Here is an 18,336-nt window from a genome sequence, read left to right as displayed (position 1 = left end):
TTACTTCTCAACAACAACTTTTACATCCTTGCTTTCTTTTTTATCTGTATCAGCAGCCGTGACATACAATACCGTTCCGGCTTTTTGTTTTTTGATTTTCACCGTGAACGTTCCTTTCGCGTCAGCTTTGGCAGAAGCAATGACTTTCTTTGATTTGTTTTTCACTCTGATCATTGCCTTGCTGTTCGCCTTTCCTTTCACTGCCGTATCCTTCGTTTTCACCGCATTTACCTTCGGTGTGCCGGAAGGTTTTCCTTTGACGACGACCACTTTATACGATGTTTTTGCATCGCCTTTTGTCGCTTTCACATACAGTACTTGATCTTGTTTTTGAGATGGGATATTGACCTTGAACGCATTGTCTTTGCCGGCTTTGGCACTGCCAAGTTTTTTCTTGCCGTTCATGACCTCGATCAGCGTGCCTTCCTTTGCGCTTCCTCTGACGGCTGTTTGTGTGCTTTCCAGCTTGTTGACCTTGAGCTGTATATCAGCTGCGCTGACAGCCTTCATGACATTCAGCCGCCCGTAGCCTGAGTACCAGTCTAATCCAGGCGTTTTTGGAATGTCAATCGGATCGCCATTATCGTCATACATTTCTTCTTCCTCGCCATCCACGCTCTCAAAGGAAATGTCATCTGCCGTCTTTTTCAAAATATCCTCAGCCTCTGTTCTTTTCAGCTTAGGGTTTTGAGCGAACAGCAATCCTGCAGCAGCGGCAGCATATGGCGTCGCCATAGATGTTCCGCTCATGTACGTGACATTTCCGTTCGGCACTAAGCTCGGAATATCAGACCCTGGAGCAGAGATATCCAGACCATTTCCATAGTTAGAGAAGTCAGCAGTCATATCCATGCGGTTCGTTGCCCCGACTGACATCACATATTTAGAAGAGGCAGGATACGATAAGGAATTGGCTCCGTCATTCCCGCTGGCAGCGGCAATCAAGACATTTTTGTCTGCTGCGTATTTCAAAGCAAATTCTAGTACGCGGCTGTAGCCTCCGCCTAAACTTAAATTAATCACCTTGGCTCCTTTGTCAGCAGCATATTTGATGCCGAGGGCAATTTGTTCAGTATCTCCGTAACCTGTGGAATCAAGCACTTTTACCGGGATAATTTTCGCTTTGGCATTCAATCCAGTCATAGAAAAGCCGTTATCGCTTTGGGCGGCAATAATGCCTGCGACATGTGTCCCATGCCCCTGATCATCCATTGCATTGTTATTCCGTCCGACAAAATTGCGTCCGAGATCGGTTCTTACTTTGCCTTTTAAATCAGCAAGCGTACTGTCCACACCTGTGTCTACTACTGCAATCAATGTATCGTTCAGCTTGCGTTTGGACAGCAAGGTGCTGGCAGGTTCGAATTTCACATCCGCATTTTTGACACCGCCGTTTTCACCGGTGTTTTTAAGCGGCCATTGGTAAGGGTATTGAATATCGTTTGACAGGCTTTTATACTCCTGCACAGGTTCAGCAAACTCTACGTTAGACATCTTGGATAATGTCGCAGCAGCGCTTTTGACCCGTTTTGCGCTTGCTGTGTATACACCGTTTTGCTTTTCATCTTTCGGAAGTTCGAAGGAATACAGATTGTCGAACAGTTTCTTTGCCTTTTTCACATTTGAAATGTCTTTTTTCGATTGCGCACTTGCAGAAAAGCCCTTCATTTCATTATGTACGGATGAGAGGCTTTTATTGTTCTTCACCTTGAAAATGACTTTTGTTGTCTGAACTTCACTTTTAGCCGCAATACTGTTTTCTGTTAAAATAGTTCCTGCTGTTTTGCCTTGCAGCTTCTTGATATTTAACCGTTCAGCCTGTTTCTTTATCTCCTCTTTAAGGAAAGACGGGATCGATTGTAAAGCTGTATCATATAGCCGGTTGATTGCTGCTTGATCCTTTTCAGTTATCTTATATGAAGAAGACGCACCGTTTTCTGACACATTATCAAACAACGGCTTTAATGTCACAAGATCTTGATAGAATTCATTTCTCGCAGTTTTATTGAGTGCGAGCTTTGCCACGATAAACGGCGCCGCTTTGTAGTAAAGGCTAGTCAGCTCTTTGCCTTCTGCTGTTTGGCTAAGCTGCTCATCACGAATCGCTCTCAGCTTGTCTAGGATGCTTTTTCCCGATTTTTTCTGATCAACACTCATTTCCACAGGACAAGCTTCTTCCTGTTCTAAATCTGACGGCTGCTTATTCGTGCCTTTATACCCAATCGAATACTTGGCTTCCGCAGCTGCTTCTGCCGTTCCGCCGTCCTCTGGTTCTTCTTCTCCGAGGTATTCAACTTTTACATAGTAAGGGCCGCTCCATGCGTACGGAAAAATAATTTCGCTTTTTCCATCCTCCGCCGTGTATGAACGGTACATCTCAAACGTTTCATCTTTTAGCGCTTTTTCCTTGCTTGGATATACAGATACATTCAGTACTGAATCACTCTTTACGGTTAAGGCCATATGTGAGTTTTTCTGAATATCCGCTTTATCCGGAGTCACTTTGTACCATTTCACCTGTTCCGGTTCCTTCATGGTGCCTGTCTGTTCTTTGCTGTTTTCCAGAGCAGCCGCCTGATCGATCGCACCGGCCGCTGCCGCTTTGGTTCCCGGAGAAAAAAGGCTGAAGATCAGTGCAACAATAAGCACTGCCGCCACAAACGAGCTGAATTTTCTGCGTTTCATATAAATCCCCCTATCCTTTTCATCCCTTGAAGATTAGCATAATTCAGAAAAAACATGTACCCAATTAAGGTAAATTTAAGATTATGTTAAAATAATTGGAAATCGAGCGATGGGAGGTTTTCATCTCTTATCCATAAATGAAAACCCCTTAATAGTTTTTAAGGGGTTCGTGTTAACTTAGATGAAATCAATACTCAGTGCTTTTGCTATATCTTGTTTTTCCGTTTGGCTTAGAGTTTGAGAAATGCTGATCTTACCTATACGTTTTAATGCTGTAACTGAATCCCGCCTTTCATGTTCCTCGGGCGGAGAAACGCGGTACGTCTTTTTATCAAACGGATATGGCGGAAGAGGAAGCTTTTGAATAGGCTCAGGGTATAACTTCTCATGTAAAATGTGGCCGCCTCTTGTAAAAAGTTCACCTAGTGCTTTTAATAGTGCCTTCGTAGGCGAATGTGCCAATTGAATATGAATTGCTGCTTTACTTTGACAACCCCTGAAGCAAATGACTGCATCATCCTGACGACAGACACGTTCCCACTCCTCTTTCATAGGTAATGTTTCTTCCGTTAGAGCTAATGCGTTCTGCCAAATCTCTTCGCTTGCTGCATCATTTATACCATCCGGTATAACCAACCTAGATCCTAAATCACATTCAGGATAACATTCTGTCAATGACCAGCCATCCTGCTTTTTAAGAAGAAGCTGAGCGGCTTTCTCAAACGACAGAATGCCTTTGGTGTATGCTCCGGCCGCAGCTCCAATCCCCACTCCTTTTACAGTTTCGGCCTTAATACCCAAATCGACAAACAGGTGGAGTAAGGAAACCATGCAAATAAATTGCATAAATTCTGGTTCGGCCTCTGCCAATTGGTCTAAATTATAAGGACTGTTTGCTAGTGCCTTGTTTCATTATATATTTATTTTTTATATACGAAGAAAATTTTGTGATATTCAAAAAAAAAACTGCATGGTAGGCAGTTTTTCTAACATGAACTTATAATAAACTAACAATCTTCAAAGCGGTAACCGACACCCCAGACTGTCTTAATATAATGACCTTCCGGATCAACAGCGCAAATTTTATCTCTTATTTTTCCGACATGAACAGTGACAGTGGCATGATCTCCATGAGATTCGAGTCCCCAAATTTGCTCAAATAGCTCTTCTTTGCTGTAGACCCGATTTGGATTTCCTGCAAGACAGGATAAAACATCAAATTCCTTTGTTGTTAAGATAACTTCCTGCCCCTTTACATAGACTCGTCTTGAGTTTCTGTCGATTTTTAGATTTACACCCTGAAAATCTGCCTTTCCCTGTCGGTTTGTGAGCCGTTCATACCTTCCAATATGGGCCTTCACTCTCGCGGTAAGCTCACTCGGACTAAATGGTTTCTTAATAAAGTCATCCGCACCTAGCCCAAGTCCGCGAATAACATCGATATCTTCCGTTTTAGCGGATACAATGAGAATTGGCGTGTCTCTTTGTGATCTCAGTTCCCGGCAAATGTCAAAACCGTTTTTACCGGGAAGCATTACATCTAAAATAACAAGGCTGTAGTCTTTTTGAAGCGCCTTTTCTAGCCCCTTGTCTCCGGATACCTCAATTTCTGCTTCTATGCCGTTGACCTCCAAATAATCTCGCTCAAGCTCCGCAATACTGATTTCATCTTCAATAATTAATACTGGCAATCCCAAATCAATCTTCCTCCCGCTCAACAGCGACACTAGATTTTTGGCAAGCTAATAATGACTACTGTCCCTTTGTCCGGTTCACTTTCTGCGCGTATTGTTCCCTGATGTGCTTCAATCATCTTTTTAGCAATGGTCAGTCCGAGTCCGCCGCCGCCTGTGTGTGATGATCTTGAACTGTCAATTCTGTAAAATTGATCAAAGATGTGTTCAAGTTCGGCTTGATCCATTCCGATTCCGTTATCTTCTATTTCAATGACTGCATTTCCTTCTTTTTCATAAAGAAGACAGCTGATTTGCGCTTTATCTGTATCCATATGCTTTACACTGTTTTCAATGATATTATCAATGACTCTCGTTAATTTTTTATAGTCACCGACAATAAACAGCGGTGTATCCAGCTTATTTTGAAAACTGAACCGTATATTGTGATAAGCAGGATTCTCACCATATTTGAAAAATAATGGTTTAAGAAATCCCGAGAGGTCCAGTTTGATCATATTAAACTGTTCTTTTTCTAAATCAAGCTTTGAATAGAGAAACAGCTCATCAATTAATTCATCCATGCGGACGGCTTTTTCATGAATGGTCCTCAAGTACTTTTGCATCATTTGTTCATCTTTAACAACTCCGTCTAAAATGCCTTCTATATATCCTTTTATGGATGTAATCGGCGTTTTTAAATCATGGGATACATTCGCTATCTGTTCTTTACGGTTTTTCTCTGCCGCTTGCTGGCTCTCAATCGATTTTCTCAGACGCTTCCTCATGTCATCAAATGCCATACCCAGCATACTAAGCTCGTCTTTTCTGTTATGAATCTGTATAGGCGTTTCCAAATCTCCTTCTTTAATGAGATCAGCCGATTTTTTCAGTCTGACAATATCATCGATCATTCGTTTTGATGTCAAGTGGCTGATCGTGATATTAACGGCAGCAAATGAGACAAATAGTGCTGTGCAAAGGGCCGGAATTACAGTCTGTACGAAAGTTTGCAGTGGTGTGATGTCGGCAGCCAGAATCAGCATTCCCTTTGAGCCGTCAGAAAAAGACAGGCTTCGAGAAAGAAACATAAAGTGGTTCCCGGCGTTTGTCACATATCCCGAACGATAGCCTTTTTGAGAAGCTCCTGCTTCATTTTGCAGCTTTCCGGCCAGCCTTTCTGAAAATAAAGCTGAATGGCGTACGATATCGTCGTTTTTAACAACTGCAATCCCTATTCTTCGTTTTTCTAAGTCCTTTTCGTAAGAAGCAGTATACTTGCTGTTTAATAAACGGTCAGGATGTGATTCCGCATTGTTTTGCAGACCGATAAAGGCTGCAGCTTCATGATTGACAATATCCTCGGCTTGTTGATGATCTGACAGATGGTAAAAATTTTTTATTTTAGAAAGGCTTCCGCCGGAAAAGTCTAAAATCAGATATGCCAATATGGCAAAGACAATGAGCGGGGCAATTACCATCATCACCTGAGAAATCATCATTTTTGTCCGAATAGACATTTGTCATACCTCCATTACGGCCTTAATTGTCTTTCATGCGGTCCATGTTTCATTTGTTTTGCACCAGGCAGCCACCATGTCCATTTGCCAAGCAGTTTCATTGCAGCAGGTACAAGAATTAACCTGATTAAAGTCGCGTCAAGTGCAATGGCAACAGCCATACCTAGCCCAAGCTGTTGCATCGGCAGTATGCCAGCAAACGCAAAGGATGTAAAAACAGCGACCATAATAAGTGCTGCGCCGGAAATCATGGGTGCTGTTTTTTCCAATCCAAGTGCAACGCTCTCTTCATTCGAATGCCCTTTTTCAAACTCTTCCTTCATACGTTCGATCAGAAAGACTTCATAATCGGTACTGAGGCTGAATAATAAGCCAAGCAACAGAATTGGAACAAAGTTTTGGATATAACCGAAATCGCCAAATCCAAAAATGTCCGATCCAAGCCCCCACTGGAACACAATGATTAAAACACCATATGTGGCCCCAAGAGACAGCAAGTTAAAGCAAATTGCCTTAAGAGGGAGAAGAAGACTTCTGAAAGTAATAACAAGAATAATAAAGATGAACCCTAGCGTAATCAGTGTCACGTGTATTAAACTGTTTTTTAAGGAATCACTTGTATCAAGCCCCGCCGCCGTTTCTCCGCCTGTTGCAATCTCAATTTTTTTATCTTTGGAAAGTTTGGTTGACGGAATAATATCTGTTCGGATATCCTCAACTAATTGCTTTGTCGCTCCGCTTGATGCATAGCTGTCTGACATAACTTTTATCGCAACTGTATTGTTTTGTTTATTTATATAATCATCCAACACTTGGGCCGTGCCGTCAGGAATCTGTTTTCGTCCGTCTTTTAAAATTGAAGCAATCATGGCATTATCCATGCCATCAAAGAACGAAAAGACAGAAGATACACTATCAACATGCTTTTTCTTTTTTAATTGCTGTTCTAGCGCCTTGATTTCCTTTATATTTTCCTCAGCTAGGAGGTCTTTATCTTTACTATAGATAACAATTTGGATTGGGGAGGTTGCTCCTTTTCCAAACTGATGCTCAACCATTTCCACACCTTTTCGCACTGTTGATGATTCTGGCAGCATCCGGACATCCGGCGTGGAGGTTGTCAGCTGAATTGCTGGCCAAGCGAGCGCAAGGAGAACACAGACTCCCGTCACAAGACCAATTATAGGCTTTTTCATCACTTTATGTGTAAAATTGTACCATGCTCTTTTGTGCTTTTTGTCCTTCGCAAATGAAATTTTGAGTGAATGTACCCGTTTTCCAAGCAGAGACAAAACGGCTGGGAGCAGGCTTAGACTGGTCATTAATAAGAGAAAAACAACCGTAAGCACACCTATAGCAATGGAGCGGACAGCCGGGATGTCAACAAATAGAATAGATGAGATTGCACCGAGTATTGTGAGCCCGGAAAATAGGATAGGCCGACCAGCTGTTGCCATCGTCGTCTCAATCGCTTCTGTCACACGCCCCTCGGCTGTTGTCAGCTCCTCTTTAAAACGCATAACATAGATGAGTGAAAAATCAATTCCAACGCCAAGCCCGATCATCATCGCTGAATCAAGCACAAACGTAGAGAGCTCGGTTTTCTGCGCGAAAAAATACAGAACTTCCATAGATACACCGATTGATGTCAGTGCAACAATTAGCGGCGTCAGCGCGGAAATCACTGATCTGAATACAAACAAAAGCACAATAAGAATAATCGGCAACGCGTAAAGATGGGCTTTGTGAAGGCCTTCTTGGCTAATGACATTCACTTCTCCCCATAACGCCGGACTCCCCAAGATAACAGCGTTGATATGAAGCTCTTCAGCTTTTTTCTTAACCTTCTCTTGGATATTAGGCAACACCTTTTGCGCAAATCCTTCGTCCATATCCATATCAATCACGCCGAGTGTCGTATGATCGTCATCTCCGACGAATTGGTTCTTGGTTTGTGTCGAAGCATCACTCCATAAAAATACTTTTTTAATGTCTTTGTCATCTTCAAGTACTTTTTTCATCTCATTCAAATTCTCTGTATACTGGGTTGAACCTACTTTATGGCGGGCATCCTTTAAGATGATGGAAAGCGATGTCTGCCCCTTCCTATCATAATGTTTTTCAATTAAGTTTGAGGCTTTTTCAGAATCGGAGTCCGGCGCTTCCCACCCGCCTCCTGTCAAAAGCGGCGACAGTTTAGACATATTCATTCCGCCGATAACAGCCAGAACAACCCACAATACCACAATCACCCAGCGGATCTTAACAACAATCCGCCCCCATGTTTTCATCGCATTTCTCATTTGACAGCACCAACCTTTCAGCATAATGGTAATGCTGAGTATAAAAGAAAGGTATAACCTGCCAATAAAGAAATGATAAATTTTTTCTAAACTTTTAGAGTGAATGAAAAAAGCCCGGATCATGATCCGGGCCGAATTTTAAAACAATTGAAAACCGATTGGCAAATGCAGACCGAGCAGCACTGTCAGGACAAGGACAATGACGAAACCGATCCAAAGGCCGCCGGTTGATTTTTCTTTTTTCTTGCGAATGAGGAGCATTTCCATCAGACCGATGGTGATAATGCCAAGAATCATTTTGCCGGCGTATTCTCCGTTCCAGTTGGCGAAGCGGACAAACAGCTCAGCTCCTGTCCAAATAATAAGGATATAGAATAGCCGCAAAATCATATGAGTGATTTTGGCGCCTTTCGCACTTCTTGACGAATAAAGCGAGTAGCTGACGAAAAGCAGAATCAGCGCTACCACCCATGTCGTAATATGTAGGTGTGTCATACAGGTTCCCCCTATCAGATAAATTACCCCACTTATAGTACCATGAACTTGTCCTCTGCCACAAAGATGAATCTCAGAAAAAACGGGCTTCGAGTCCGCCCTCCGGTTTGATTCAGCCGATTTGGTTTGACAGCGTTCCGATCGGGTCAATCGTAATGTCGATTTTGTCACCTGGCCGCAAGAATTTTGGCGGCTTAAATCCCTTTCCGACTCCAGACGGCGTACCGGTGGCAATGATGTCTCCCGCTTCAAGCGTCATCCCCTTGGAGAGGGTTTCAATTAATTCCGGAATGGAAAAGATCATATCGCTTGCCGATCCGGATTGGCGCAGCTCGCCGTTGACTCTTGTTTCAACCTTGAGACGCTCAGGCTCCTGAATGGATGATTTATGTACAAGCACGGGTCCCATCGGACATGTTGTATCCAGGCTTTTTCCGATAAAAAACTGCTTATGCCTTTTTTGCAGATCACGCGCCGTGATATCATTCACAATCGTATATCCGAAAATATGGTCATATGCGTCTTCTTTTGATATGCGGGTGCCGCTTTTTCCGATGACGACAGCAAGCTCACCTTCATAATCAAGCTGAGAGGTTACCCCTTCATGGCCGTTTACGATATCACCATGCCCTGTAACCGTGACCGGCGATTTTGTAAACACCATCGGATGCTCCGGAATGTCAGCTTCGCTTCCCATTTCAATCGCATGATCCCTGTAGTTTTTGCCAATGCAGATGATATTTTTTGACGGCTTAGGAATGGGTGCATGAAGCTTCACCTCTGATAATGAATACATAAATGATCCCAGCTCATCATTCGGTTTCTTTGCCCACTCGGCCAGTTGCCTTGCATGCGCAACAAATTTATCCCCTACTGCAATACATTCAATCAGCGATCCCGGAATCGTTTCAAGTTCAAACAGTTTTTTTTCAGCCTTTTGCAAATCCATAATTTTCTCATCATCAATGATTAGGCCGACAAACATTCGGTTGTAAAGTTCCCCTGTCGCAAATTTCATGTTATTCCTCCATCATCTTTTAAATCAGAATGCTCCTTCATGTATTCTCTGTCGAATGCCGAAATCCCTTTTTCCCATATCCGTTTTCATTTCGTTTCAGGACGGGCTTGCTGCACATATCATACAAATGTCGTTTTGAGGAGGAGGCAAGAATATGGAGAGCGTACATTTATTTTTTCATCGGCAGCAGCTGCATTGTAAAGGTACTGCCAAAGGGCTTTTGGTGACAAACCGATTAGTTTCTCCCATTCTTCTCACACAGCGTGACAAGGCGGAAAAGGTATCCTATGAAATCAACTGGGAAAAGTCTCTGTATGGTGAAAGCACACTTTTTTTGAATGCGGAACAGGATGATCCGTCCATGATGCGGCGCAGGCTCGCTTATTGTTTTTTTAACCAGATCGGCGTTCCTGCTCCCGCTGCCTCGTACAGCTTTCTGACCATCAATGGCGAGCCAGAAGGCATTTATTTGAGCATCAAGAACCATCAGCTAGCCGATAGAACAAGTTACCGAATGAAGACAGCCGATCCGAGAGTTCCGCTGTCCGTTTTTAGAAATGAATCTTCGCCGTTCTTATACGAATTTCTGACGCTGATTCGCACAGCTGAAGATGATGAATTGGCTGAACGCATTAAAATGTATCTGGATGTCAAACTGTTTTTTTTATGGCTGATCGGCAGCGCCTGCACCAATCAAAGCTTTTATTACACGTTTTGTTTAAACGAATCGGGCCGGCTTCACGTTTCCCCGATAGAGACCAGATCACTTGCCGCACACGGAATATCTGACGAAGACCCTCTGCTGACAAAAGGACGGACGCTTTCGTCAAGGCTTCTTGCCATTCCCGCCTTCAGGTCTCAATATTACACGTTAATGAAAAACGTGCTGAACCGATCATTTACCATTGAACGATTGTCACCTTTCATCAACGAATGGCACCTTGACATTTGTCAAAAAGCTGATGATGATCCTTTCATAAAAAAAAGCCCCTTGCAATTCGAAAAGGAGCAGACAAATATACTTAGAGAAATTGAGGAGCGGCAGGACTTTTTGCAAGTACACTTAGCAAGACTATAGTCCTTTCTTCTATTAATAAGGCCGCAGCAAAAATTGTCGCTTTTTTAGTCAAATTGACGAAAGGCAACTTTTTCAGCCAAAATAGGTTATACTAACGATATCCTGTGTTTATATAAAAATAAAATCTAGAATTGGAGATAGCGTAATGAACAGTAAAATTGAAGAAATGAGGATCACACTAATAGAAACAGCACAAAAATACGGCATGAATTCCAAGGAAACGATTCAATGCAGCCAAAAGCTGGATAGCCTGCTGAACACCCGACTTAAAGAGAAAATGATTTTTGGGGGATATCCCGAAAACTCCCGTATGTAAATCATTATCTATAACAATTTGAATACACCACATGTAACTCCGCTTTTTACTCAGCACTTCTGGATATACCTTGGGTCGAGAATATGTCCGCCCAAATATCGGAATACCGCAGCATGACATACTCCAAACGCATTTCTTCACGCAAAAACACCAAAGAAACTGAAAAAAAATCACGCAGGCGGATAGCGGCACGATTGCCGCATTTCCGCTCAATTGATACAATACCGGCTTTAACGAGAGCGCTTACATTCAAACTCGATATACCCACCTTTAAATTTCTCTCACACATATGTGCGATTGTCATAAGCTATCGTGAATAGCCCAATTAAAATTAAATTCATTTTTACTTTACCTGCCTTTTTTCAATTTTTCAATAAAGGATGTGCTCGTATGCCGGCCATTGTCGGAGCGTTTAAAATTAATGCGATTGGTACGAGCGGAGTCATTCACATCGGGGACTGTATTACGATTTCTCCTCAGGCCGAGGTCAGAACGTTTGCCGGTGCAGGCAGTTTTAATACCGGCGACAGCCTCAAGGTGATGAATTACAAAAACGCGACGAATGTGTATGACAACGATGCAGTTGATCAGCCGATCGCAGGGAATGCGTAAAAGGAGTGTGCTTCATGAACTTTTATATTAATCAAACCATTCAGATTAATTATCTCCGGCTGGAATCAATCAGCAACTCCTCCATTCTGCAAATCGGAAGCGCCGGGTCCATTAAATCGCTTTCTAACCTGTACAATACAGGCAGCTATGTAGAAGCGGCTCCCGATGTTTCCGCTCAGGGGCAGCCAGTCGAATTACAGGAGCCCGATACAGGTTCATTGGTTCCGCTCCAGCCTCCTGGCCGTTAATCATATGAAAGAGGTGAAAGACATGTATGATCAATCTGTTTCCTCTTACTTGCAAAACTTGAATTCCTTCGTTCAGCAGCAGGCGCTTCATATACAGCAGCTCGAACGTCAGCTGAAAGAGATTCAAACTGAAATGAATACGATGAAACAGCGGCCGGCCACTACCATTGAGCGTGTGGAGTATAAATTTGATCAGCTGAAAATCGAAAGGCTGGACGGGACTTTGAATATCGGCTTAAATCCGACAGACCCAAACAGCGTCCAAAATTTTGACGTCAGCCAAACAGCACCTGAAATCGGGATGATGCAGCAGGAAGAGAGCGCTCAGCTCATGCAGCAGATCCGCCAGAATGTTGACATGTACTTAACTGAGGAAATCCCAGAAGTTTTGGAGCAGCTTGAAAACCAATATAACAGCAGGCTTGACGTTACAAACAAGCATCATGTCATTGAAGACATCAGAAAACAAATGGACAGCCGAATTCACTATTATATGTCCCATATCAAAAAAGAAGAACATACACCGCCTAAACAATATGCGGAACATATCGCTGAGCATGTGAAACGTGACGTGATCCGTGCTGTAGAACATTTTCTGGAACATATCCCATCCGAAATGAAAGGAGATGAGCAAGCATGATCTTTACAGTCATCAACCGCAACCTGGAAGTCGGGGATATCCGGATGAATGGTGTTTCCAGCTCTTCTGTTTTCCACATCGGAGACACTGAATCTATCTATCTGTCTTCTATTTTTGATACTCCGCCAGAATCTCTTATTATCGGGCCGTTCGCTCCTCTGCCGTCAGAATAATGTTTAAGCGTATATCCCGGATCAGATTGCTTAACATTAACTCACTGGGAATAGCAAGTGTGTTTCAAGTTGGCGACACAAACGAAATCGATATGAGTGTAAAAGTATTTTCTGTTCAGCGCTCACTGTCCACGTTTTACCATAATGAAGGCTCATTTAACAGAAAGGAATACCAGATCTTTCAGCAGCAGGCAGTGAAGCCGCTTCCCGAAACAGGTGTACAAAGCGCATTTTGCCACGAAGTGCCGGTTATTCATGTACGCAATATCAAAATTCAAGGGGTCTCATCCTCTTCAGTTTTTCATGCGGGCTCAGCTTCGGCCGTACGCGGCGACGCGCGCATTAAACATATCCGGCAGATTCAGTCTCCGCGCTCACAATCGCCAGACAAGAGCATATAATAAACAGAGACTTCGATAAAGGGTGTCGTTTATGCCAGCAATTGTCGGGCCTATAGCTATCAATTCCATATCGGGCGGAGTCGTAAACTTTGGTGATTCCTTTTACCTTTCTCCGAAAAGCTCTTCAAAATCTGCGCTCGGTTCGGGAGCAGGCAACACGGGAGATTTCCTTCTATTAAACAACGCAGTCAACGCGACAAATTATATAGACCCCGATGTCAGTGATCAGGATATGGTTGGAAACGGATAAAAGCAGCCACTCTGCAAAGAGAGGGCTGCTTTTTAGTCATTTTTTCTTTTTTCGTTCATTTGATTTCTTTGTTTTGATCAGCTTCTCAGGCGGCTGTTTTCTGATCCATTTGACAAACCGGGCAAGCTGTGGATCGCTTCGGAGTTCATCTATTCCGTTTAAGCGGACGGCAAGCTCTTGATTGGTATATAAGGCATGAATCTGTTTATGGCAAGGAATACAGAGCATCGCTGTCGGCAGAAACGTTCCGCCTTCCTCTTTCGGTGTGAGATGGTGCTCTGTCAGCTGGACATCGCTCCGGCCGCACAGCTCACATATCCCGGCGATCTGCTTTGCCATATCCTCTCCTCCCTTACATCAACTCAAGTGATATCCGTGTTCCGCGGCCGCTCGGTTCAGCCGGATGGACGATCAGCTTTTTCGGAAGCCGGGCCCGCAGTTCCTGCACATGGCTGATGACACCGACAGACAGATTGTCTGACTGCAGTTTTTCCAAGGCTGTCACAACCGTATCAAGCAGATCTTGATCCAGGGTACCGAACCCTTCATCTAAGAAAAAGAACTGGAGCGGGTATTCTCCGCGAAGCTGGATCTGCGCAGACAGCGCTAGAGCAAGCGAAAGTGAGGTGAGGAAGGTCTCTCCCCCAGATAAGCTGGAAACCGGACGTTTGACGCCTCCATTCGCGTCATCCCGCATCACGAATCCGCCTTCTGAATCCACTTCAATGGCATAGCGCTGTCTCGTCAGCATGCCGAGTCTTGCTGATGCGTCCCGCGCAACGCTTTCAAGCTGCTCTTCTGCTAAAAATTCCACGAAGGTATTGCCTTTAAACACAGCTTGCAGCTTGTCCAGCCTGTCGATATGCGTCTGCCATTTCTTCAGTTCGGCTTCAATTTCGTTAAACCGTTTATGCTGATCGCGGATGACGGCCAGCGCTTTCGCTGCTGCGCCTTTTTCCTCTATAGCAGCGCCAAATGCATCCTCAGCTTCTTGTAATGCCGTAACGGTTGCTCTCCATTCGCTCTCTGATAAGGCTCTGCCGGCAAGTATTTCTGCAACTCGTTCTAAGTTTGCAGCATTTTGCTTCAGTTTATCCTTAAACTGATCTATATCCTCTTTCATCTTTTCAAGTTTATCAGCTGGGACAAGACTTCGTTCCACCTCTTCAGTCCGGGTAAAACGGGTGCCTTTCGCATGCTCAAGCCAAGCAACTTCCGCTTTTTCCAATCTGTCCTTCGCCTCTTTAAGCGTGAACTCACTTGCTGAAGCGCGGCTTTTCGCCTGATTGAGCATCGATTGGGCGCTTTGCAGTTCATCATACAGAGACTGCTCTTTTTCCTTTAACAGCTTTAAATCCTGAAGGACAGAGCGGAGTTTGATTTGGATCGAATCTCCTTTTGCGTAATCTCCGAGCTCTTGCTCATAATCAGCCATCACGCTCTTCATGCGTTCAGCCGCATAATGAAGCTCCAGCTTTTCCCGTTCGAGCTGGTGTCCCGATTCCCGCAGCTTTTCCTTTTGTGCTTCATGCTCAGCAAGAAACGCGATGCTCTTCTCAATCCGTTTTTCACATTCTTCTGCAGCCCGGTCCTTTTCTTCAATGGCTTGCTGCCATTTTTCCGCTTCATCCACAGACTGATCCCGAAACGCTTCTTTAAACATTTCCAGGCGGCTGTCCATCGAGGACTGAAGCTCGGCGATGTTGCTGTCAATCCGGTCAGCCTCTCTTTTTTCAAAACCGATTTTTTCATTAAGCTGATCGGCTTTTTTTAAAGACTCCTGGTAGGCGCTGATCACTTGTGTCATTCGTGTTTTAACAGAAAGAATATCCTGTCTGACTCGCTTCCATTCAATTGTGGCTGTATCGAATGCCTCATGCATTGGCTGGTTCTCGTAGGAAGCTGCCGCTTCAAGATTCGGTGCTTGAATTGCTTGCAAAAACGGACACTGTTCAATAAAGCGCGCGGACTGTTCTTCAAGCGTGATTTTGGCTGAAAAAATCTCCTGGCTGAGAACTGCCGCTTCCGTCAATAACACATCTGTCTGTTTGATATTCTCTTCAAGATTGCTGTCGAGCTCATATGTTTCATGTACTGAGGCAGACGAATCATGATGGGTTGAACCGCAGACCGGGCAGGGCTTTCCGGCGGTCAGCTTTTCGGCTAACTCTTTTGTGAGCAGCGCCATTCTTGCTTTTTCACGCTGCGAGTGAAGCGTTTGCTGTCTCTTTTTAACCTGCTCAGTCATACGTGTTAATGAACGTTCCGTCTCACACACCATATGGTACACGGTTTGTACAGCCTCATATGCCTGAATAATGTTGCTTTTTTCCGCTTCCGTCTTTTGAACGAGTGTACCCTTCTCCTCATTCATCTTCTGAAGCACGAGGTTCAATGCGTCACTTCGTTTTTTCTCTTTTATAATTTGCTCTTCAATCTGTCTGATGCGCAATGCCATTTCTGCGGCCTGCTGGCAGCTTTTTCGCTCATCGGATGTCACTTGCAGGGATTTGAGCTGCTCCTTCAATTCCGTCTGTCTGTTTTGCCCTCGTGTCAGACGGTCTGTTACCGTCTCCAATTCATTCATTACAGATTGAAGAGCCTCTTCTTTCTGCTGGAGTTCAGCTTTTTTGCGCTCTTCCTCTTGCTTGGCCTCTCTCAGTTTGATTTCGATCTGCTGCAAGCGGGAAAGCTGTTCCTGCTCTGTTAAGAGCTCAGGCTCTTTCTCGCTTTTATGCCGGCGCCACGCTTCATACTCTTCATGTTTTTGTTGAAAGAAAGCGGTCCGGTCTGCTAAATCCTTTTGGGCAAGCGTATGTTCCTTTTCAGCTTTTTCCGTATGCAGTATCGCTTCAGCGTACCGATCAGCATAAGGCTTAAGAGCGGCGGCTGTTTCGGCTTCCAGCAGACGCCTTTGCATGCTGTCTACGTGCGGCTGTTTTTCTTCGAGACGTTTTTTCTCTTCCTGATAAGCGGCTTTTTCCTTCTGGACATTCCAAATCTCCTGGTGCTCCGTAAACCGCTCTTTTGCCTGATCACGATTCTTCTTCATCGTTTCCAGCCGGGCTTCAGCTTGTTCGAGAGCTTTTTCCGCCTGCTCAACCGCTTCTGAACTCGCCTCACCGAGACCGGATTGTTCAGCAAGCATTTCATTTTTTCTCGCATAGGCTTCCTGCGCCTGCCGTCTCAGCTTTTTCACAAGCCGGTCTCCATACTGCTCCAAATGAAATAAACGCTGAAGCATATGCCTGCGCTCCGCCCCTTTTAAAGACAGAAATTCAGCAAATTTTCCTTGCGGCAGGACCACCGCTCTCGTAAAGTCGTCGATCGTCAGCCCCAAGAGCTCCTCCACTCTTTTATTCACTTCGCTGGCTTTATCCGCCAGCACTGTCTGCTCGTCCCTGATTTCGATGAAACGGCAAAGTGCCGTTTTCACCTTCATTTCATCCGTTCGCTTAAAGACGCGCTCTACTTTATAAGAGATTTGATGATTTGTCTGAAGCGCAAAGGTAAAGGAAACAGACAGCGTATCTTCCGCATGGTTTAAAATCCCGTGCGTATTATTCGCCGCCCGCTCCACCTTTCCGTATAAAGCAAGCGTCATTGCGTCGAGGATAGAGGATTTACCGCTTCCTGTCGGGCCGAAAATGCCGAAAACACCGGCACCGGAAAGCCCTTCAAAATCTATCGTCTGCTCCTCTCTAAAGCTGTGGAGCCCCTTAATGCTTAAGGCGATCGGCTTCATTTCGCATCCTCCTCTTCAACGCCTGATGCAAGCTCTAAAAACAGCTTCACCATTTCTTCATCCGGCACCGCGCCGCCCGTTTGTTTTTCATAAAACTTCTTAAAGCGGTTTTCGATCGACACATGCTTGACCTCGATCCGTTCCCGGTCGTTATGCTGTTCTTCGAAAACCGGCCTGATATGGATAAAGCCCGGGTGCGCCTTTCGCAGCCTGTGAATTTCTTCAAGTGACAGCTGGTCCGAGACACGGATTTCTAGATCAATCCAGGCATTCTGATCCCTGCCTTCATCCAGCCAGCTGTACACCTCGCTTAAGCCATTTGCGGCTTTCCACTTCACAAGTGGCTTGCCGCTTGATAATAATACCTCACGCCAAGAGGCCTCTTCCCCCGGCTTAGCATCCACGATCGTCACTGATTTGGCGTAGCCCGATTCAGAAAAGCTATAGGCGAGCGGAGAGCCCGAATAACGCGCAAGCGTCCGCGCCCGCTTGATCGTTTGCGGACGATGCAAATGGCCGAGCGCCACATAAGCTGCATCCGGCGGCAGGCTTTCAGCAGCTACCGTATAAGCGCCGCCGACTTCAATCGGCCGCTCAGAATCCGTTTGGTTGCCGCCTGCCACATAGATATGGCTGGCGGCAACCTTCACTGCATCCTTGCGGAACCGGCTTGTCATATGCTCAAACGCCTGCCTGATTTTCACGTCATAATGATCACGGAGCAGCTTTTCATCAAATGTATCGGAGAGCACTTCATTTAACCGCGCTTCAGATGGGTACGCCAGCGCTCCGACAGCCAAAAGCTCCCCTGCTGAAGGCACTTCAATATGAAGCGGTTCTGTTGTCGGATAGCCAATTAAATAAATGCCGTTTTCATGTGTCAGCGGTGAAGCAGCGGACAAACGGTCAGGGTTATCATGGTTTCCGGCAATGACAACAATTGGGCGCTTTCCTCTGTCACTAAGCGCAGACAAGCTCTCATAAAACAGCTGCTCGGCTAAAGCCGGCGGGTTCACAGTGTCAAACGCGTCCCCTGCCATTACAATGGCATCGATCTGCTCTTCCTTTACAATCGTATTCAATTCATCAAGCACATCGGCCTGTTCACTCAGCCTGCTTCTTCCTTCTAGCGTTTTTCCAAGATGCCAGTCAGCCGTATGTAAAATCCGCAAATGCTTT

Annotated in this window: 19 protein-coding genes; 8 read left to right on the top strand and 11 right to left on the bottom strand. The window is 44.8% G+C overall.

Annotated elements, in window-relative coordinates; translation table 11 throughout:
- The 7 genes from Q3W56_RS03995 to Q3W56_RS03965 form a co-directional block, all read right to left on the bottom strand.
- Positions 1-2,685, bottom strand: a complete 2,685-nt coding sequence (locus Q3W56_RS03995) for a S8 family serine peptidase (protein WP_302894586.1) — start codon at positions 2,683-2,685, stop codon at positions 1-3.
- Between the two features lie 177 nt (positions 2,686-2,862).
- Positions 2,863-3,555 carry a hypothetical protein gene (locus tag Q3W56_RS03990; protein WP_302894585.1) on the bottom strand — a complete coding sequence of 231 codons (693 nt, stop codon included), beginning with the start codon at positions 3,553-3,555 and terminating at the stop codon, positions 2,863-2,865.
- A gap of 137 nt (positions 3,556-3,692) precedes the next feature.
- Positions 3,693-4,376 (bottom strand): response regulator transcription factor, encoded by a 684-nt coding sequence (locus Q3W56_RS03985; protein ID WP_483298520.1) that lies wholly within the window; start codon positions 4,374-4,376, stop codon positions 3,693-3,695.
- A gap of 35 nt (positions 4,377-4,411) precedes the next feature.
- On the bottom strand, positions 4,412-5,878 hold the full coding sequence (locus Q3W56_RS03980; protein ID WP_302894583.1) for a sensor histidine kinase: 1,467 nt from the start codon (positions 5,876-5,878) through the stop codon (positions 4,412-4,414).
- 14 nt (positions 5,879-5,892) lie between these two features.
- Positions 5,893-8,181, bottom strand: coding sequence for an MMPL family transporter (locus Q3W56_RS03975; RefSeq protein WP_302894582.1), 2,289 nt, complete (start codon positions 8,179-8,181; stop codon positions 5,893-5,895).
- A gap of 138 nt (positions 8,182-8,319) precedes the next feature.
- Entirely contained in the window at positions 8,320-8,676 is a 357-nt protein-coding gene (locus Q3W56_RS03970) for a YisL family protein (RefSeq protein WP_302894581.1), read from the bottom strand.
- 112 nt (positions 8,677-8,788) lie between these two features.
- Positions 8,789-9,694, bottom strand: coding sequence for a fumarylacetoacetate hydrolase family protein (locus tag Q3W56_RS03965; RefSeq protein ID WP_302894580.1), 906 nt, complete (start codon positions 9,692-9,694; stop codon positions 8,789-8,791).
- 154 nt (positions 9,695-9,848) lie between these two features.
- On the opposite strand from Q3W56_RS03965, the gene Q3W56_RS03960 reads away from it, so the two are divergent.
- Both Q3W56_RS03960 and Q3W56_RS03955 read left to right on the top strand, forming a co-directional pair.
- Complete coding sequence (locus tag Q3W56_RS03960; protein ID WP_302894579.1) at positions 9,849-10,772, top strand: CotH kinase family protein; 924 nt, start codon at positions 9,849-9,851, stop codon at positions 10,770-10,772.
- A gap of 145 nt (positions 10,773-10,917) precedes the next feature.
- Positions 10,918-11,088 carry an aspartyl-phosphate phosphatase Spo0E family protein gene (locus Q3W56_RS03955; protein ID WP_302894578.1) on the top strand — a complete coding sequence of 57 codons (171 nt, stop codon included), beginning with the start codon at positions 10,918-10,920 and terminating at the stop codon, positions 11,086-11,088.
- Positions 11,089-11,134: 46 nt separating this feature from the next.
- Here Q3W56_RS03955 and Q3W56_RS03950 read toward each other — a convergent pair whose 3' ends face one another.
- Complete coding sequence (locus tag Q3W56_RS03950; protein WP_302894577.1) at positions 11,135-11,341, bottom strand: hypothetical protein; 207 nt, start codon at positions 11,339-11,341, stop codon at positions 11,135-11,137.
- A 137-nt stretch (positions 11,342-11,478) separates the two neighbouring features.
- On the opposite strand from Q3W56_RS03950, the gene Q3W56_RS03945 reads away from it, so the two are divergent.
- From Q3W56_RS03945 to Q3W56_RS03920, 6 genes are read left to right on the top strand one after another with little or no spacing between them, the layout of a single operon-like run.
- Positions 11,479-11,700: a spore germination protein gene (locus tag Q3W56_RS03945; RefSeq protein WP_003224441.1), complete on the top strand. Its 222-nt coding sequence runs from the start codon at positions 11,479-11,481 to the stop codon at positions 11,698-11,700.
- A 14-nt stretch (positions 11,701-11,714) separates the two neighbouring features.
- Entirely contained in the window at positions 11,715-11,948 is a 234-nt protein-coding gene (locus Q3W56_RS03940) for a spore germination protein GerPB (protein ID WP_019713894.1), read from the top strand.
- Positions 11,949-11,970: 22 nt separating this feature from the next.
- Entirely contained in the window at positions 11,971-12,588 is a 618-nt protein-coding gene (gerPC, locus tag Q3W56_RS03935; RefSeq protein ID WP_302894576.1) for a spore germination protein GerPC, read from the top strand.
- Positions 12,585-12,761, top strand: a complete 177-nt coding sequence (gerPD, locus tag Q3W56_RS03930; RefSeq protein ID WP_014113307.1) for a spore germination protein GerPD — start codon at positions 12,585-12,587, stop codon at positions 12,759-12,761. The genes gerPC and gerPD overlap by 4 nt, the downstream gene beginning before the upstream one ends.
- Positions 12,761-13,162 (top strand): spore germination protein GerPE, encoded by a 402-nt coding sequence (locus Q3W56_RS03925; RefSeq protein ID WP_032728126.1) that lies wholly within the window; start codon positions 12,761-12,763, stop codon positions 13,160-13,162. The genes gerPD and Q3W56_RS03925 overlap by 1 nt, the downstream gene beginning before the upstream one ends.
- Positions 13,163-13,193: 31 nt before the next feature.
- Positions 13,194-13,412: a spore germination protein gene (locus Q3W56_RS03920; protein WP_010333667.1), complete on the top strand. Its 219-nt coding sequence runs from the start codon at positions 13,194-13,196 to the stop codon at positions 13,410-13,412.
- 36 nt (positions 13,413-13,448) lie between these two features.
- Here the strand turns inward: Q3W56_RS03920 and hlpB are convergent, their stop codons facing one another.
- From hlpB to sbcD, 3 genes are read right to left on the bottom strand one after another with little or no spacing between them, the layout of a single operon-like run.
- Positions 13,449-13,751 carry an HNH nuclease-like protein HlpB gene (gene hlpB, locus Q3W56_RS03915; protein WP_268398568.1) on the bottom strand — a complete coding sequence of 101 codons (303 nt, stop codon included), beginning with the start codon at positions 13,749-13,751 and terminating at the stop codon, positions 13,449-13,451.
- 13 nt (positions 13,752-13,764) lie between these two features.
- The gene (gene sbcC, locus Q3W56_RS03910; protein ID WP_302894575.1) at positions 13,765-17,157 is read right to left on the bottom strand and encodes an exonuclease subunit SbcC; all 3,393 of its coding nucleotides are present in this window, start codon (positions 17,155-17,157) and stop codon (positions 13,765-13,767) included.
- Positions 17,154-18,329 carry an exonuclease subunit SbcD gene (gene sbcD, locus Q3W56_RS03905; protein ID WP_302894574.1) on the bottom strand — a complete coding sequence of 392 codons (1,176 nt, stop codon included), beginning with the start codon at positions 18,327-18,329 and terminating at the stop codon, positions 17,154-17,156. Before sbcD ends, sbcC begins: the two co-directional genes overlap by 4 nt.
- Between the last annotated feature and the right edge of the window lie 7 nt (positions 18,330-18,336).

The sequence above is a fragment of the Bacillus sp. C28GYM-DRY-1 genome, assembly GCF_030519405.1.
Classification (GTDB): domain Bacteria; phylum Bacillota; class Bacilli; order Bacillales; family Bacillaceae; genus Bacillus; species Bacillus spizizenii_A.
The sequence above is the reverse complement of the archived record's forward strand: the minus strand, read 5'-3'. Positions and strand labels throughout refer to the sequence as shown.

Coding starts and splice junctions, on each gene's coding strand:
- Q3W56_RS03995 (WP_302894586.1), bottom strand. CDS start 2,685: ATGAAACGCAGAAAATTCAGCTCGTTTGTGGCGGCAGTGCTTATTGTT.
- Q3W56_RS03980 (WP_302894583.1), bottom strand. CDS start 5,878: ATGTCTATTCGGACAAAAATGATGATTTCTCAGGTGATGATGGTAATT.
- Q3W56_RS03975 (WP_302894582.1), bottom strand. CDS start 8,181: ATGAGAAATGCGATGAAAACATGGGGGCGGATTGTTGTTAAGATCCGC.
- Q3W56_RS03970 (WP_302894581.1), bottom strand. CDS start 8,676: ATGACACACCTACATATTACGACATGGGTGGTAGCGCTGATTCTGCTT.
- Q3W56_RS03965 (WP_302894580.1), bottom strand. CDS start 9,694: ATGAAATTTGCGACAGGGGAACTTTACAACCGAATGTTTGTCGGCCTA.
- Q3W56_RS03960 (WP_302894579.1), top strand. CDS start 9,849: ATGGAGAGCGTACATTTATTTTTTCATCGGCAGCAGCTGCATTGTAAA.
- Q3W56_RS03955 (WP_302894578.1), top strand. CDS start 10,918: ATGAACAGTAAAATTGAAGAAATGAGGATCACACTAATAGAAACAGCA.
- Q3W56_RS03945 (WP_003224441.1), top strand. CDS start 11,479: ATGCCGGCCATTGTCGGAGCGTTTAAAATTAATGCGATTGGTACGAGC.
- Q3W56_RS03940 (WP_019713894.1), top strand. CDS start 11,715: ATGAACTTTTATATTAATCAAACCATTCAGATTAATTATCTCCGGCTG.
- gerPC (WP_302894576.1), top strand. CDS start 11,971: ATGTATGATCAATCTGTTTCCTCTTACTTGCAAAACTTGAATTCCTTC.
- gerPD (WP_014113307.1), top strand. CDS start 12,585: ATGATCTTTACAGTCATCAACCGCAACCTGGAAGTCGGGGATATCCGG.
- Q3W56_RS03925 (WP_032728126.1), top strand. CDS start 12,761: ATGTTTAAGCGTATATCCCGGATCAGATTGCTTAACATTAACTCACTG.
- Q3W56_RS03920 (WP_010333667.1), top strand. CDS start 13,194: ATGCCAGCAATTGTCGGGCCTATAGCTATCAATTCCATATCGGGCGGA.
- hlpB (WP_268398568.1), bottom strand. CDS start 13,751: ATGGCAAAGCAGATCGCCGGGATATGTGAGCTGTGCGGCCGGAGCGAT.
- sbcC (WP_302894575.1), bottom strand. CDS start 17,157: ATGAAGCCGATCGCCTTAAGCATTAAGGGGCTCCACAGCTTTAGAGAG.